Origin of the sequence: Nitrosospira sp. Nsp18 (assembly GCF_900103145.1) — a bacterium.
Taxonomy (GTDB): Bacteria; Pseudomonadota; Gammaproteobacteria; order Burkholderiales; family Nitrosomonadaceae; genus Nitrosospira.
Genome location: NZ_FMWY01000007.1, coordinates 81,786 through 96,083, shown reverse-complemented (window position 1 = coordinate 96,083; position 14,298 = coordinate 81,786). Strand labels below are relative to the sequence as shown.

Genomic DNA, 14,298 nt, shown 5'->3' with positions numbered 1-14,298 from the left:
ATCCTACTTAAAACCGCACAGAGGCATATTTTAAAATGCGGCCGATGCCAGCAATAATGCCAGCAACCCCGGGCTATCAGGTGTGAATCATCCATCTTCGGCAATTCCGGCAAGGATCCCCCACATCGCGTCTGTGAATTTAATGCGTGGGCTGGTGATCGTCCTCATGGCGCTGGATCATGTGCGCTGGTATTTCCTGGATGCCGATTTCAGTCCTACCGATCTTTCGCGCACGGATTCGGCCCTGTTTCTGACCCGCTGGGCGACGCATCTTTGCGCGCCTACCTTTGTCTTCCTGGCCGGCACCAGCGCCTTTTTATCGGCGGCTCACAGTACGGATCGCCATCAGCTTGCCGCCCGGTTGTTCACCCGAGGGCTCTGGCTCGTCACTCTCGAGCTTACGATTGTCCGCTTTGCCTGGTTTTTCAATCTGGACTATAGCCAGATGGATCTGCAGGTCATTTGGGCCTTGGGGTGGTCGATGGTCGTGCTGGCCGGGCTTGTCTATATGCCATTGTGGTCGATAGCCGTGTTGGGTATCGGCATGATTGCGGCGCACAACCTGCTGGATGGTATACGGCTCGAGGACTTCGAGATGGCGGATGGATCGCTGGGGTGGCAGGGATGGTTGTTAAGTGTGCTCCATATTCCGCGCTTCCCGGTGGTGTATCCCCTCATCCCCTGGATCGGCGTCATGGCTGCGGGCTACGCCTTCGGCCCTTTGATGCTGACGACGTCGAAGACAAGGAAACAGCTGGCGCTTGCAGCTGGCGCGGTCCTCATCGCGGCCTTCGTTATTTTACGGGCCTGCAATGCCTATGGCGACCCTTCGTCCTGGTCTACTCAGGAAACGGCCTTGTTCACGCTTTTTTCCTTTCTGAATACGACAAAATATCCCCCATCCCTGCTGTTCCTGCTGGTGACCCTGGGGGCCATGTTCATCCTGCTTTCAGTATTCGAGCGGCGGCATGGGCTCGTGGAAGATTTTTTCATCACCTTCGGACGCGTGCCCCTGTTTTTCTACGTTCTCCATCTATATGTCATTCATGGGCTGGTTATCGTATTGGGCTATGCGATAAAGGGCGATATCGATTCATTCATGACGATTCCGGTTTTCTTCCCCCCCTGGTGGGGCTTCAGCCTCCCCATCGTCTATCTGATCTGGGTTGCGGTAACCGCATTGCTCTATCCGGTTTGCCGATGGTTTGCCGCTGTCAAGTCAAGGCATAGAGGAAGATGGTGGACCTATTATGTGTAGACATAGTGATGGTCAGATCACTTGCACCCGCTGCTCGCCACAAGCAGCAATACCTCACCGGCGACGACGGTATATCCCGGTCACATAGTAATGACCGTTTTCCCGAAACGGTCCTCGGCCTGGTTGAACTGATAGGCATAGGCATAGTTTGCGTGATCGAAGGGAAATGTTCGGGAAATCACTGGGCGCAATCCGGAAGTGGCAATGGCAAGATTCATTGCGCGGAACATTTCGGCAGAGCCGACATTGATACCGTACATACGTATCGAGCGCAGCATCAACGGTAAAGGGTCAATTTTCCCGAAACCCGCCATCAGACCGATCAACGTTACCATTCCGCCAAAACGCACCGCCCGCAGAGAGCGTTCAAGCGTTCGTGCGCCTCCCACTTCCACCACGATATCCGCGCCTCGTCCATCGGTCAGCTTCATGACTTCCTCATCCCAATCCGGCGTATTTTCATAATTGATAAGATGATCGGCTCCCATTGTCTTGGCCTGCTCCAGTTTCTCGTCGCCGCTTGAAGTCTGTATAACGATTGCACTATGCAACTTGGCGAACTGCAAAGCGAACAGGCTTACCCCACCCGTGCCCAGCAGGAGCACGGTCTGGCCCGCCCGGATGCGTCCGGCCTTGACCAGCGCATGCCAAGCGGTCACGCCGGCGTTCGGCAGGGTTGCCGCTTCCTCGTAAGTCAGATGCTCTGGAAACGGTATGACCGCGCGTTGGGGAAGCACGACATATTCGGCCAGCATGCCATCGAGTGGTCCGCCAAGCGAGCGTTGAAAGATTTCCTGCGTCAATGGGCCCGATACCCAGTCGGGAAAAAAGCAGCCTGCAACGCGATCACCCACCTTGACGGTTGTGACGTTTATCCCGACCTCAACCACATCACCAGCACCATCCGAAAGCGGAATGACGCAAGGCTTCACCCCGGCCGGGTACTGGCCATGAGCCACGATATAATCGCGAAAATTCAGTGAAGTGGCGCGTACTTGAATCAGCACCTCGTCGGGGCCCGGTTCGGGTTTCTCAAGATTACAGCGCAACATCAGGCCGCCTGTGCCGCAAGTTTCTTCAAGTTGAAAAGCTTTCATCGGACGATATCCCCTATATGCTCTACCGACAATCTCCACTCAAGCCGGCATTCCTGGGAGCACACCTCCTGGCGGCAATCACGGCTGTTGCCGGAACCAGAACTTCCGGCATGCTGCACCTATTCTTCTACCATCGCCTGCCGCCGCCGTATGTGCGTTAGTGAACGAAGTAATAAAGCTTCGTTTGCTAAACTTCGGTTTTCCAATTTAATGAGGAGTGCTCCCATGGGCGACGATCTTTTTCAATTCCCGATAACCGGATGGGAAGTAAAAACCGAGCCAGTCGACGGCCTGCTCTCTGTTCGCTTTCCATTTTTATCGCATGAGCAGCAAAAGCTGGCCGAAGCCGACCCCGGCAGGCCTTACGTCATGCAGGCGGAGCAGGCGCGTGAGTTCCGGGACGCGTTATCCAGAGCGATCGAGCGAATGAGCGACCAGGAGTATGCATCTCCCTCGTTCATGGGAATGCCAAACGATCTGTCGATCTACTGATCGCGTCGCAATCGTTGCGCAATGGGGCCGTGCAAAACCGGCTCAAGTCCAGCCTTTTCTGTACATATAGCAACACACCCTTCGCGCGACCTCTGAAGTGACACCCGAAGCTCCGTCGAACCGGCTCGACCGGCCTGTGGACGAGGCGTACGACCATGTGCTGGGTCCGCCGGATGCCGAGATCACGCTGGTCGAATACGGCAGCTATGGCGATCAGCCCTCCAGCGCTGCCCACGAGCGCGTCATCAAGATGCGCAACCGGTTCGGCAGACGTTTGCGCTACGTATTTCGTCACCGCCCCATGCCGGGTAGCGATATCGCCCGCCACGCAGCCGAGTTGGCGGAGTCATACGCCGCTGATCCAGCGCACTTTTGGAACGTGCATGTCGCGCTGATGGCGCGTTCAAACAAGCTGACCAAGGAAGACCTCAGCACCCTCGCCGCGGATTTGAGCCTTGGTGCGGATACCGCGTCCCAAGAAGACAACACGGCCGCCCGAGCCGCCGCTCGGGTGGATGCCGACATCGAAAGTGCGGCCGAGAGCGGCGTCACCGTTACACCGACCTTTTTCATCAATGAACGGCGCTACGACGGCCCGTGGGATACGGGCTCTCTTTCCGATGCGATGCTGGGCTCACTGGGCCATGTCGTCCACTCGGCTGCGCTGGATTTCGCAAAATGGGCGCCTTCGACCGGCATCATGCTGCTGCTGGCGACAGGGCTTGCAGTCATGCTGAGCAATTCCACGATCGGCCCGGATTTTAATGATTTATGGAATCTGCCCCTGGGATTTACTTTTGCCGGCAACGGGTTCGAACTCTCCCTGCGGCATTGGATAAACGACGGGCTGCTTGTCATCTTCTTCCTGGTCGTCGGTTTGGAGATCAAGCGGGAATTCACGGTGGGCCACCTTGCGAGCCGGCAAGCCGCCATGCTACCGGTTGCCGCCGCCATTGGCGGTATGGCTGTGCCCGCCATGCTGTATCTGGTACTGGTGCCCGAGGGTCCAGCAGGCGCGTGGTCGCTGGGCTGGGGCGTACCGATGGCAACAGACACCGCCTTTGCCGTCGCGTTGATTGCCATGATGGGCAAACGTGTCCCCATAGAGCTTCGCGTTTTTCTTACTGCGGCCGCTATTGTCGATGATATTGGTGCAATCATCGTCGTGGCGATTTTCTATTCCGGCAGCCTCCACTTCAGCTATCTTGCCAGCGCGGCCGCAATCGTAGGATTGCTGGCGCTACTCAATCAAGGCGGCATATACCGTGCGTCTCCCTATGTCTTCCTCGGTATCGGTTTATGGGTATGCGTATACTCCAGCGGAATACATGGAACCCTGGCCGGCGTTATTCTCGCTGTCTTTATTCCGACCCGGCCGCCGCCCAATCTTCAAGCCCTGATGCTGCAAGCCGATGCCATCCTGACCGCCGAAACGCAGCGCGGCAAGGAAGTTCTGCGGTACGGGCCTTCCGAGCCCTCCCTGGAAGCGTTGGACGCGATACATGACCGGCTTGAATCACCCGCCGACCGCATGCTCCGCCATGTCGCGCCAAGGTCGAGCTTTCTGGTGCTACCGGTGTTCGCCTTGGCTAATGCAGGGGTAGTAGTCGATACCGATGTATTCAGCGGCCACTTGCCATTGATATTGGGTACGACCGCGGCACTGGTGGTCGGCAAGCCACTCGGGTTTATTGCCGCCACCGCTGCCGCAGTATGGCTGGGTATCGCAGCCAAGCCGGACAATTACTCCTGGCGCCAATTGGCTGGCGCCGGCGCGTTGGCCGGAATCGGCTTTACCATGTCTCTATTCATAGCCAGCCAGGCTTTTCCCCAGGAAGGCGATTATGCTGCCGTCAAGATTGCAATTTTCGCAGGCTCGATTTTATCGGCGATCATAGGCGTAGCGATATTGTGGAATGGGCGATCCACCCTGGATTCCCGGTAGAAAACCAAACCGCCGTGCCAGGTGCGAAACGCGCGTACCTGCTGGTTTCATGGCGAAACAAGAGAGCCTCGCTTTATTGGCTCATCGGTGAGGTACCGAACAGACCAGCAGCGCTCCAGAACGCAATGTAGTCGTCTTTTCACACATCGGCACCGGTCATTTACCCGCAAGCAACTTTTCTTGCAACAGGAGGAGCGATCATGACAACCAAGAAAGCATGGGCAGTCTGGAAGGGCGGCATCAAGGACGGAGGCGGCACTATTTCCACCGAAACCGGCGTACTCAAGGAAGCGCCTTATGGTTTCAAATCGAGATTCGAAAATGGCAAAGGCACGAATCCCGAAGAACTGATCGGCGCCGCGCACGCTGGTTGTTTCTCAATGGCGCTTTCTCTAATGCTCGGTGAAGCGGGCCTGACGGCGGAGAAGATCGAAACGCACGCCGACGTCACGCTCGACAAGGCAGGGGAAGGGTTCGAGATCACCGCAAGCCATCTTACCGTATCGGCGAAAATTCCCGGCGCGGATAAAGCCCAGTTTGAGGAGATTGCCAACAAGGCCAAAGTCGGGTGCCCCGTATCCAAGCTCCTGAAGGCAAAGATTACGATGGATGCCAGACTGGAGCCCTAGCAGCCTGCCCGACTTAAAGGAAATCCGCTGCAAAACTGCGATTCTTCAAGTCCGACAGGTTGCTGGCACCCCCAATCATACCGGGCATACCGGGAAGTGCGGGGCTGCAGCGCGGTAACCCGAACCTGCCTATGATTCCAGCTTGGCAAGGGGACGATAACGTATTTTTCAGGCTGGTTTAATAGCCGTGATTACTGGCGATGCCAGCACTGTCTGCAGCATTCACTTTATTCGCGTTATTCACGTTAGCGCAGCATAACCAGCAATCTGCGCGACATAAAGATGTTTATGTTTTCGCGCAGGCTGAACGCTCATCTTGCAATAAGTAAAAGATAGCCCGGCGCAGGATCACTGCCGCCGGGCTATAGGCATCGCTGCCTTGGGAGAAATCAGGTTATTCTCCCAAGGTGCAATCTTACCGGCTTTCGGCAGGTTGCCTATTGGACTGAAGTACACTCGGGAACCAGGCTTTCATGGACAAGAAATGGATATTGCCAGCTTGCTGCATTACAGTTTTCCTCAACCTTTCCCTCGACACCGATCCCTCCTTTGCACAAAAACCGCTAAAGCGCGGCGCCCAGTCCACATTACAGCCTGACGTAGAAACGGGGCGCCCGGAAGCATCCGGTAAAGATTTGTGGGCGCTTACAGAAAGCGGATTATTCAATGGAGAGCTGCACCGGATTTCGATTCGCATGAACCAGGCGGTCTGGGATCGGCTTCATGAAGACGAGAAACGCAACGAATGCCGTAAGGCCGCCCACGCCGGGTGGGCTCATGTACGCGACTTTACATTCAATGATGTCACCATGAAAGATGTTGCGATCAAGGTACGGGGCAACAGCTCGCGCTGCGTTCCGCGCTTGCAATTCAGTGTTTCCTTCGACAGGGCAAATGGCGTCTACACCCGGCAAGGAACCGAGGACTGGCACGAGGTCAATTACGACGAGCAGAGCGGGGCAGCAATGAAGGGCCGAACCTTGCACGGCCTCCAGGAACTGAGCCTGCGCCGCAGCTACAACGACTCAAGCAGCGAGCATGACAGCGGTAACGGTATGCTCGCACGCGAATTCGTCGCAACATGGGCGAGCGCCAGGACGGAGGACATCGCCAGAACGACGCTTCGAGGTCCTCCCACTTACCGCACGGCTTACGCTCTCGTCGAGTTCCGGTTTTGCGCCAACGATGCGGACAATGCTTGCAACAATCGAATTGTTCGCGCCTACCTTATCGCCGAACCACTCGATAAGGGTTTCTTCAAAATGCGTTATGACGACGAGAAACCGACCTTTTTCTCGATGGCCCATGGCTGCGCCCTGAGGGTCGACAAAGGGAATGAAGGCTTTACCTATCGTTGCATTGAGCCCGAATACATGGATGGTAAAAAGATCGAAGAGGCCAATGCGGAAGACCTGCTGAAGGCCATGGCTCACATCAACGGAACCGAAGGCCTGAAGGCACGCCTCGATGCGGCGGACAGCCCATCGGAACTCGGCAAAGTTCTCGATCTCGGTTCGATCATGAATTACGCGGCATTCGCAACCACTGCGGGCCATTGGGATAGCGCCTACGGGAATTTCAATAACGATGTGCTGTACTTTCATCCGCCCAGCGGCAAGTGGAAGCTCATCGCCTCGGATATGGATGACACATTCGACTATGATGGCGCCGGCGGCACAGCGCGCAGCTATTCCTATGCCGAGGTTGTCAGCGCCCCACGCATACTGTTCGATGAATTGTTTGATACGCCCGAGCTCGATGCGGAATTCAGAAAGCACCTCGGCAAATACCTGACCACGCTCTACGGCTCAAATGGCTCGGATAGCTCGCTCAAGAACAAGATCCTGGACGCGCGCGACCGCTATATCATCAAAACCAACGATGAACTGCCCAGTACCGAGCACCAGAATATCGAGCGCGCAAAAGAGATGATCGACTATGCAAGGCAACGCTTGCGCGTGCTGAGAAATCAGCCGCGGCCACCAGGACCCGAAGGGCGAAACTAGATGAAAGGGGCGGAAACAGCGTGAACGAACGGACTGCCAGCCCATCGGCAGGGACGATTAAAGCGGCCGTGCCAAAAGCGCCTGCGCAGCTACCGGTACTTGCCGCCTGTGCTTATATTTTTACCGTGCTGGGCTTGGGCAATGCGACCTCTACCGCCGCTGACGCTGCCGGAAATCCGAAGAAGGCGCTGACCGTCACCCAGCAATATAACGTGCCTATTGTAGAGGTCTCTGGACTCGCCATCGTGCGGTCGACAAAAAAGGAAAACAAAGAAACGGATGAGGATGGCGTCAACCTCTACGTTGTTGGCGATAAAACCCACGAAGTTGCCCGCTTTCGCTTCAGCGGCATGGCGGACGCGATCATTGATGTGCATGATGCCGCGCCTGTCATCGGCAAGGAAAAAAAAGATGTGTCCGGGTGGGAAGCCATCGCGGCGGACGGGAAAGATACGATCTGCATGCTGAACGAAACCCGCAGCGAAATTTCCTGCCTTGACCTTGGCTTGCAGCAAGACCGGGGGAATTTCAGCCTGGATACCTCCAGCATCAGTGACCTCGACTCAGCCTGGAGAGCACACTCCAACTCGCGCGGAGAAGGGATGATACTCATGAAAAAGGGACACGTCCTTGTCCTCAAGGAAAAGGAACCACCCATGCTTGTCGAGTTCGGCCCCGAGGGGGATGTTCCCATGGGTTATGGCCCGGCAACGTTTCTTCAGGAAGACGACTCCTTCGTCGGGCTTTCGGATAAGGCTGATCAACAAAACCAGCCTGATCGCCGTGCGTCCCCGCAACGCCTGGTAGCGCTGAAGACATGGAAGTTTTCCGCGCGCTTGAGCGATCTGGCCAAAGATGCCAGCGAGATCACGCTCGGGCCCGATGGCCGTGTCTACCTGCTATCGCAAGAGGGATCAGCGTTGATGCGCCTGGAAAAGACACTGAAGCCTGATGAAAACAAGGTCGGGGTGGATCACGGCGCTTACTGGAATCTTCCAGCGGGACTCGAAAAAGCCGAAGGGCTGGTGATCGACAACCACATGCGCCCATGGATCGGCATCGACATCAAGCAAACCCATAAGCCCAATCTTTTCCGGCTATCGCCCATCGAGGCAGCAGCGCCTGAATAGGTGGCTTTGATCCGCCTTGCAGCCGTCGGACTTAAAGAATTTCAGCGAAAACGTGATTGGGTGAAAGCAGGAGAATACACGTACTGGAGAACCGGATATGACAAAGAAGAAAGTTGAAATCAAGTGGTTGAGCGAACCGGAAGAACACGACTACCCAGCGGCCACGTCATATTTGAGCCTGCTGTATGATGAGTCCGTTATCGATGCGTATGTGGAGAAATTGAAGCGCGCTTCCACATCGGTGTTCAAGGCAAAAGACATTTTCAGGGCATCCGGTCTCCCGCTGGTTGGGGTCAGCAACGCACACGTCGAAAAAGATCAACAGAAAATAGAGTCAGGGCAAGCGCTCGCTCCGCTTCTATTGATACGAGACTCGACCAATGGCAAGGTCATCATTGCCGATGGCTATCACCGGTTGTGCGCGATCTACTCGTATGATGAGGACGCTATCATTTCCTGTAAAATCGTGTAGGCAAGTTTTCGATTAAGCGGAGCAATAGCCAGTACTCGGCGTGGCGCTGACTGTCCGGCTTCCGCTATGGCACTTTGAATCCTAAAGAGAGCCGGGCAGTCCGAAGTCGCTGATACATTTATCACTGCCGCAACTCACGCTTGAGAATTTTGCCGGTCGCGCTGGTTGGCAGATGATCACGAAACTCGACGTGCCTGGGATACTTGTAAGCGGCAAACTCCTCCTTGCACCAGGCCACGAGTTCCTTCTCGGTAGTTTCCATGCCGGCTTTCCTGACAACAAAGGCTTTTATTTCCTCGCCCAGTTTCTCGTCGGGTATACCAATTACCGCTACCAGCGATACCGATGGATGGGTCATCATGACGTCTTCCAGTTCACGCGGATAAACGCTGTAGCCGCCGCGCAAAATCATGTCCTTTTTTCGGTCGACTATGGATAAATAACCCTCTTCGTCAAGAATGCCGATGTCGCCGGTATGAAACCAGCCATTGCGCATGGCTTCGGCCGTGGCCTCGGGGCGTTTGTAGTAACCCTTCATGATGTTGTGGCCCCGGATCAGCACTTCCCCTCGCTCGCCTGTTGAAACTGGCCGGTCATTATCGTCCGCACATATGATATCCACGCCCCAGAGTGCTTGGCCGACCGTACCCGGTTTGGATCGCTTGTCTACATGGTTGAAGGAAGCGACAGGTGCTGTTTCCGATAAACCATACCCTTCCATGATCCTGACGCCAAACATTCCTTCGAACTGTTTCATCACTTCCACCGGCATCGGCGCACCGCCGGAAGACGCCAGCCGCAGGGAGGCCGCAATCGGCGCGATGTCGATATTATTCGCGGCAGCGTAATGCAACAAGGCGTGAAACATGGTGGGAACACCCGTCCAGAAATTCACCTTGTCGCGTTTCATCACTTCCAGTACCGCACCTGCCTCGAAGCGCGGCATGAGCGTCAGGGTAGCGCCAGCCAGCAGATTCGCGTTCATCTGCGCTTGCTGGGCAGTGGCGTGGAACAGGGGTAAAGTAATCAGCACGACATTTTCGGCATCCGCACCCGTTTCCATTACTGTAGCAACCAGATCACGCACAACCATCGCGTTCATTAGCAGGTTCATATGGCTTAACTCCGCACCTTTGGGCTGGCCGGTGGTTCCTGAGGTGTAGAGTATGACAGCGGTGTCGTCGGCCTGCGGCGCATGGGCAGCGAATGTCGGCGGCTGGTTATGCATCAACTGCCCCAATGTCCTAGCCTCTTCGATAGGCGTGGGTGATGCCGGATTGGCCGTGATGACAATCAGGTGCTCGCATTGCGGCGCTGCGTCGAATGCGGTCTTGCCCATCTGACCCATCGGCAACTCGGCTGTGCCTTCAAAGCAAAGAAACGCCTTGGCTTCGCTATCCTGAAGGTGATAGGCAATCTCACGCGGCTTGAGCAATACATTAAGGGTAACGACTACTGCGCCTGCCTTGATTATCCCGTAGTAGGCCATCGGAAAATACGGCAGATTCGGGCACGACAGGGCAACATGATCGCCCGGTTTGATACCGAGGTTCACCAACCCATTGGCGATCATATTAGCCATCGCGTTGAGTTGGCCGTAGGAAAAACGCCGGTCATTGTAAATAATTGCTGTGCGATCGGAACGCTTGCGCGCGTGATCTTCAATAATGGAAACCATGCTGAGTGTCGTTGCTGCGTGGGCTATCATTGAGGCTCGCTCCGTAGAAAATAGAAAATTACTCGAAATGCCGGGAATGCGCGCCAACGCCACCAGCACGACCGACGCGACGATGGGTGGCAGTTGCGCGACTGCCTCATCAGGATATTCATGCCCGAACTGTGGGAAAGCATGACGATCATTGCAAATAACGCTGAAAATCGCTGAGTTTAACCTCGAAAGGGCAAGGTAATGTTCGGTATTATTTATTTTTTTACGTTAACTCTGGATTACAAAAGAAGATGAACTAAAATATCAGATACCAACGTCTATTCGGATGAAGTTTTAAAAAAACCACCAGGAAAGCATCTCGCTGGGATTGGATTTCATGAAATGTGTGTGAAAGCCTTGATTCGGGTTTTTCGGCAGAAATCGAGCCTGTTTATTTCACGATTCGTTCCTGATAGTTCAAGTGTTCTTCACCGCCTTCCTTTGTAAATCCGTCATGAATACCTTCTGTTCCGTGTGACAATAAGCCCCACCCATCATTTGGAAAACAATTAACCCTATGGCTTCATCCCACGAAAACGTCAGCATGGCGGTATTTTGCGACTTCGAAAACGTTGCACTTGGCGTGCGCGACGCAAAATATGATAAGTTCGATATCAAGCCGATACTTGAGCGTCTCTTGCTCAAAGGCAGCATCGTCATCAAGAAGGCTTACTGCGACTGGGATCGTTACAAGAGCTTCAAGTCCACCATGCATGAAGCCAATTTCGAGCTGATCGAGATTCCGCACATACGCCAGTCGGGCAAGAACTCGGCCGACATCCGCCTGGTGGTGGATGCTTTGGACCTTTGCTACACCAAATCGCACGTCAATACCTTCGTCATCATCAGCGGGGATTCCGATTTTTCGCCGCTGGTCTCCAAGCTGCGCGAGAATGCCAAACAGGTGATAGGCGTTGGCGTCAAGCAATCGACCTCTGACCTGCTGATCGCCAATTGCGACGAATTCATCTTTTACGACGATCTGGTGCGCGAGAGCCAGCGAGCGGCCAAACGCGATACAGAGGAAGTGCAGCCCGAGACCAGGCGTTCGCCCGATGAAGAAAAGCACCGCAAGGAAGAGTTGGAAGCGCGCAAGAGCCGGGCGATAGAAATAGCGGTGGAAACCTTCGATGCCCTGGTATCCGAGCGCGGAGACAGCGGCAAGATCTGGGCATCCGCGCTAAAACAGGCAATCAAGCGACGCAAGCCTGATTTCAATGAGACCTACTTTGGCTTCCGCGCCTTTGGCAATTTGCTTGACGAGGCACAGCTACGCGGTTTGCTTGAATTAGGTCGTGACGAGAAATCCGGCACCTACGTTTATCGCAGCAACGGGGGAACGGACCCCGGCAAGGCGATAACAGAGCAGGCGCCAGACGTACCGGTAGCGAAGGTGGAAGCAGAAGGGGAAGCCGACACCGAAGCCGGCGTCACCCCATCGGAGGTTGTGGAGACCCGCGGCAAGCAGGAGGCGGCTCACAAGAAACGTGGCAGCCGCAAAACGGTGGAAAAAAAGGCAAAGACCGGGGTACCAAAGACGACTGGCAGGCCTCTTTCGCCAGAAACAGCCAATCTGCCTGACGGACCTGATTTGGCTGCTTCCCTGGCAGCGCCTGACTCGACTGCTTCCTCAGCCAAGCCGGGTGCCGCCGATGCGCCTCTACCCGATGCAGCGCGGGCAACACAAGCGGTTGCCGAGCCAACGGCTCAAGCCACGCCTAAGGAAGCAGCACCCAACCCCCCCCGCAAACCTGCTGCCCCCACCCGTCGCAGGCGTAAACCGGAAGTAGCACCAGACAGCACCACTTGAGCATGGCCAGATACTTTCTGGCAGCATCGTATTACCGCTATAACGGCAAAGAGTATCCTCAGAGACGCGCTGATGCAGTTGCCGCACAGCCTGTTGTACCTTGTCACCGATGGCATGCTCATAGGTGTTGTTAACCAGTTTAAAACGATCAAGATCACTAAAGATTATCGCCAAAAACCAGTTATTTCGTCTGGCAGAGCAATTGCTTGTTCGATGCGAACAGGTAAATTTTCCAACTTGGTTATACCAAACGCAAGGAACGCTTCAACCGAGATCTCTACCAGCATGCAACTCTCGAGAGAGAACATCGGATTGATTCTGCGCAGCGGAGTCAGAGGTGGACTTATGGTTCATATCTCAAGGCATCTCGCTGATAGTCCAATACGTATCAATTGACCGCATGACTTCGACGAATTGCCAGTAGTCAACGGGTTTCGCCATATATCCGGCCACGCCGAAGTTAAAGCTGTTTAGCTTATCCTGTTGTTCGTCCGATGTAGTCAGTACCACCACGGGAACTTGCCTTAGCTGCTCATCATCTTTTACCGCTCTCAGGAATTCGACGCCGTTCATGATGGGCATGTTCAAGTCGAGCAAAATGATGCAGGGCTTTTCGTTGTCCTCATCCCTGAGGTAATTTAGCGCGTCCTCCCCGTTTTCCAGGTGCACAACTTTATTTGTAACGTGAACCTGCTTGAGCGCGCGGATAACCATCATCATATCCACTCGATCATCTTCGACGAGGAGAATGGATTTGTTCGTAACCCTCACGATATTTTCTCCTTTGTCATACATTACCTTCCCGCTATTCGCTGCTCAGTAACCTCTGAACAGTATAGGAGATCAGATTAACACTAATCGGGATCTCATACTGTTCGGTGTCTCACACTCATATTTAAACCCGTAAGCAGGGATTTCGTGGGTGCGGTACCGAACATATTCCTTGCATGAAGATTGGCAAAATGCGCCCAGTCCTGAAGCCCAGGGCTTTTTCTGACTGATTGTATCCCTGCCGGAAGAAATGTTATGAAGAAACGAAGATACGTTGACCTGTATGGTTACACGCAGGATGAGTTTGACTGCTGGTTGGAAAGCGGTATTAACAAAAAGCTCCGCTCTGCGGGTAAGCCCAGGCTGGAGCTGGACAAGGACATTGTCTTCGCGGTTTATAAAGATGAAACTCGCAAACTCCCTCGCCGTCGACTCCGCGAAATGCGTATTGCCCCCTGATCTCCAGTATCGAGACACTGCAAGACCAGTCTGTCGACCCCATCGCTACTTCGCACGTCACTTTCCACTGAACAGATTCGAACCAAGAGATTGTAATCAGCGCGTGTCCGTTCTTTCTGAACGTTTCAATCGCGGAAGCCGCGGAAGCCGCGGAGGCGTGCGGTGTACACTATTTTGACTTAACCGAAGATGTCGGCACGACCAGCCTCATCGCAGAATTGGCCGAGAGTACCAGGACCGCCTTCGTGCCGCAGTGTGGTGTGGCGCCGGGAGCCATAAACATCATCGGCCATCACATGGCGATCGGATTCGACAAGACAATCAGCGTCCAATTGCGGGTCGGAGCCCTGCCGCTTCCCTACGAACGCGCTGAAATACAACTTCACATGGTCGACTCACGAACTGATCAACGAATATTGCAATCCCTATGAAGCGTTGCGGGGAGGCCGCGAGGGTTGAATTGCTGCCGCTGGAAGGCCTGGAAGTTTTCTCATTCGCATCGACTATGAAGCTTTCAATAC

Annotated in this window: 13 protein-coding genes and 1 pseudogene; 9 read left to right on the top strand and 5 right to left on the bottom strand. The window is 54.7% G+C overall.

Annotation, left to right across the window (positions count from 1 at the left end; genetic code table 11):
• Nucleotides 1–82 precede the first annotated feature (82 nt).
• Nucleotides 83–1,258, top strand: a complete 1,176-nt coding sequence (locus tag BLS94_RS04935) for an acetyltransferase domain-containing protein (RefSeq protein WP_218124741.1) — start codon at nt 83–85, stop codon at nt 1,256–1,258.
• Between the two features lie 80 nt (nt 1,259–1,338).
• On the opposite strand, the gene BLS94_RS04930 is transcribed toward BLS94_RS04935, so the two are convergent.
• Nucleotides 1,339–2,355, bottom strand: coding sequence for a zinc-dependent alcohol dehydrogenase family protein (locus BLS94_RS04930; RefSeq protein WP_090958149.1), 1,017 nt, complete (start codon nt 2,353–2,355; stop codon nt 1,339–1,341).
• Between the two features lie 225 nt (nt 2,356–2,580).
• Between BLS94_RS04930 and BLS94_RS04925 the strand changes: the two genes are divergently transcribed.
• From BLS94_RS04925 to BLS94_RS04900, 6 genes are all read left to right on the top strand, one after another.
• Nucleotides 2,581–2,847, top strand: a complete 267-nt coding sequence (locus BLS94_RS04925; protein WP_256325294.1) for a hypothetical protein — start codon at nt 2,581–2,583, stop codon at nt 2,845–2,847.
• Between the two features lie 97 nt (nt 2,848–2,944).
• On the top strand, nt 2,945–4,792 hold the full coding sequence (nhaA, locus tag BLS94_RS04920) for a Na+/H+ antiporter NhaA (protein WP_090958145.1): 1,848 nt from the start codon (nt 2,945–2,947) through the stop codon (nt 4,790–4,792).
• 200 nt (nt 4,793–4,992) lie between these two features.
• Nucleotides 4,993–5,421 (top strand): OsmC family protein, encoded by a 429-nt coding sequence (locus BLS94_RS04915; RefSeq protein ID WP_090958143.1) that lies wholly within the window; start codon nt 4,993–4,995, stop codon nt 5,419–5,421.
• 473 nt (nt 5,422–5,894) lie between these two features.
• Nucleotides 5,895–7,427 carry a CotH kinase family protein gene (locus tag BLS94_RS04910; RefSeq protein WP_090958141.1) on the top strand — a complete coding sequence of 511 codons (1,533 nt, stop codon included), beginning with the start codon at nt 5,895–5,897 and terminating at the stop codon, nt 7,425–7,427.
• A gap of 20 nt (nt 7,428–7,447) precedes the next feature.
• Nucleotides 7,448–8,557 (top strand): hypothetical protein, encoded by a 1,110-nt coding sequence (locus BLS94_RS04905; RefSeq protein ID WP_090958139.1) that lies wholly within the window; start codon nt 7,448–7,450, stop codon nt 8,555–8,557.
• 97 nt (nt 8,558–8,654) lie between these two features.
• Entirely contained in the window at nt 8,655–9,029 is a 375-nt protein-coding gene (locus BLS94_RS04900; protein WP_072767670.1) for a hypothetical protein, read from the top strand.
• 121 nt (nt 9,030–9,150) lie between these two features.
• On the opposite strand, the gene BLS94_RS04895 is transcribed toward BLS94_RS04900, so the two are convergent.
• The gene (locus BLS94_RS04895; RefSeq protein WP_090958137.1) at nt 9,151–10,737 is read right to left on the bottom strand and encodes a long-chain-fatty-acid--CoA ligase; all 1,587 of its coding nucleotides are present in this window, start codon (nt 10,735–10,737) and stop codon (nt 9,151–9,153) included.
• Nucleotides 10,738–11,254: 517 nt separating this feature from the next.
• Between BLS94_RS04895 and BLS94_RS15185 the strand changes: the two genes are divergently transcribed.
• The gene (locus BLS94_RS15185) at nt 11,255–12,547 is read left to right on the top strand and encodes an NYN domain-containing protein (protein ID WP_090958135.1); all 1,293 of its coding nucleotides are present in this window, start codon (nt 11,255–11,257) and stop codon (nt 12,545–12,547) included.
• A 36-nt stretch (nt 12,548–12,583) separates the two neighbouring features.
• Here the strand turns inward: BLS94_RS15185 and BLS94_RS15415 are convergent.
• A pseudogene (locus BLS94_RS15415) lies at nt 12,584–12,742 on the bottom strand (diguanylate cyclase); the annotation flags it as partial.
• 162 nt (nt 12,743–12,904) lie between these two features.
• Nucleotides 12,905–13,318 (bottom strand): response regulator, encoded by a 414-nt coding sequence (locus tag BLS94_RS04880; RefSeq protein WP_090958214.1) that lies wholly within the window; start codon nt 13,316–13,318, stop codon nt 12,905–12,907.
• A gap of 255 nt (nt 13,319–13,573) precedes the next feature.
• Here BLS94_RS04880 and BLS94_RS04875 point away from each other — a divergent pair, with 255 nt between their 5' ends.
• Nucleotides 13,574–13,777, top strand: a complete 204-nt coding sequence (locus BLS94_RS04875; RefSeq protein WP_090958133.1) for a hypothetical protein — start codon at nt 13,574–13,576, stop codon at nt 13,775–13,777.
• 179 nt (nt 13,778–13,956) lie between these two features.
• On the opposite strand, the gene BLS94_RS04870 is transcribed toward BLS94_RS04875, so the two are convergent.
• On the bottom strand, nt 13,957–14,163 hold the full coding sequence (locus tag BLS94_RS04870) for a hypothetical protein (RefSeq protein ID WP_090958131.1): 207 nt from the start codon (nt 14,161–14,163) through the stop codon (nt 13,957–13,959).
• Nucleotides 14,164–14,298: the final 135 nt, after the last annotated feature.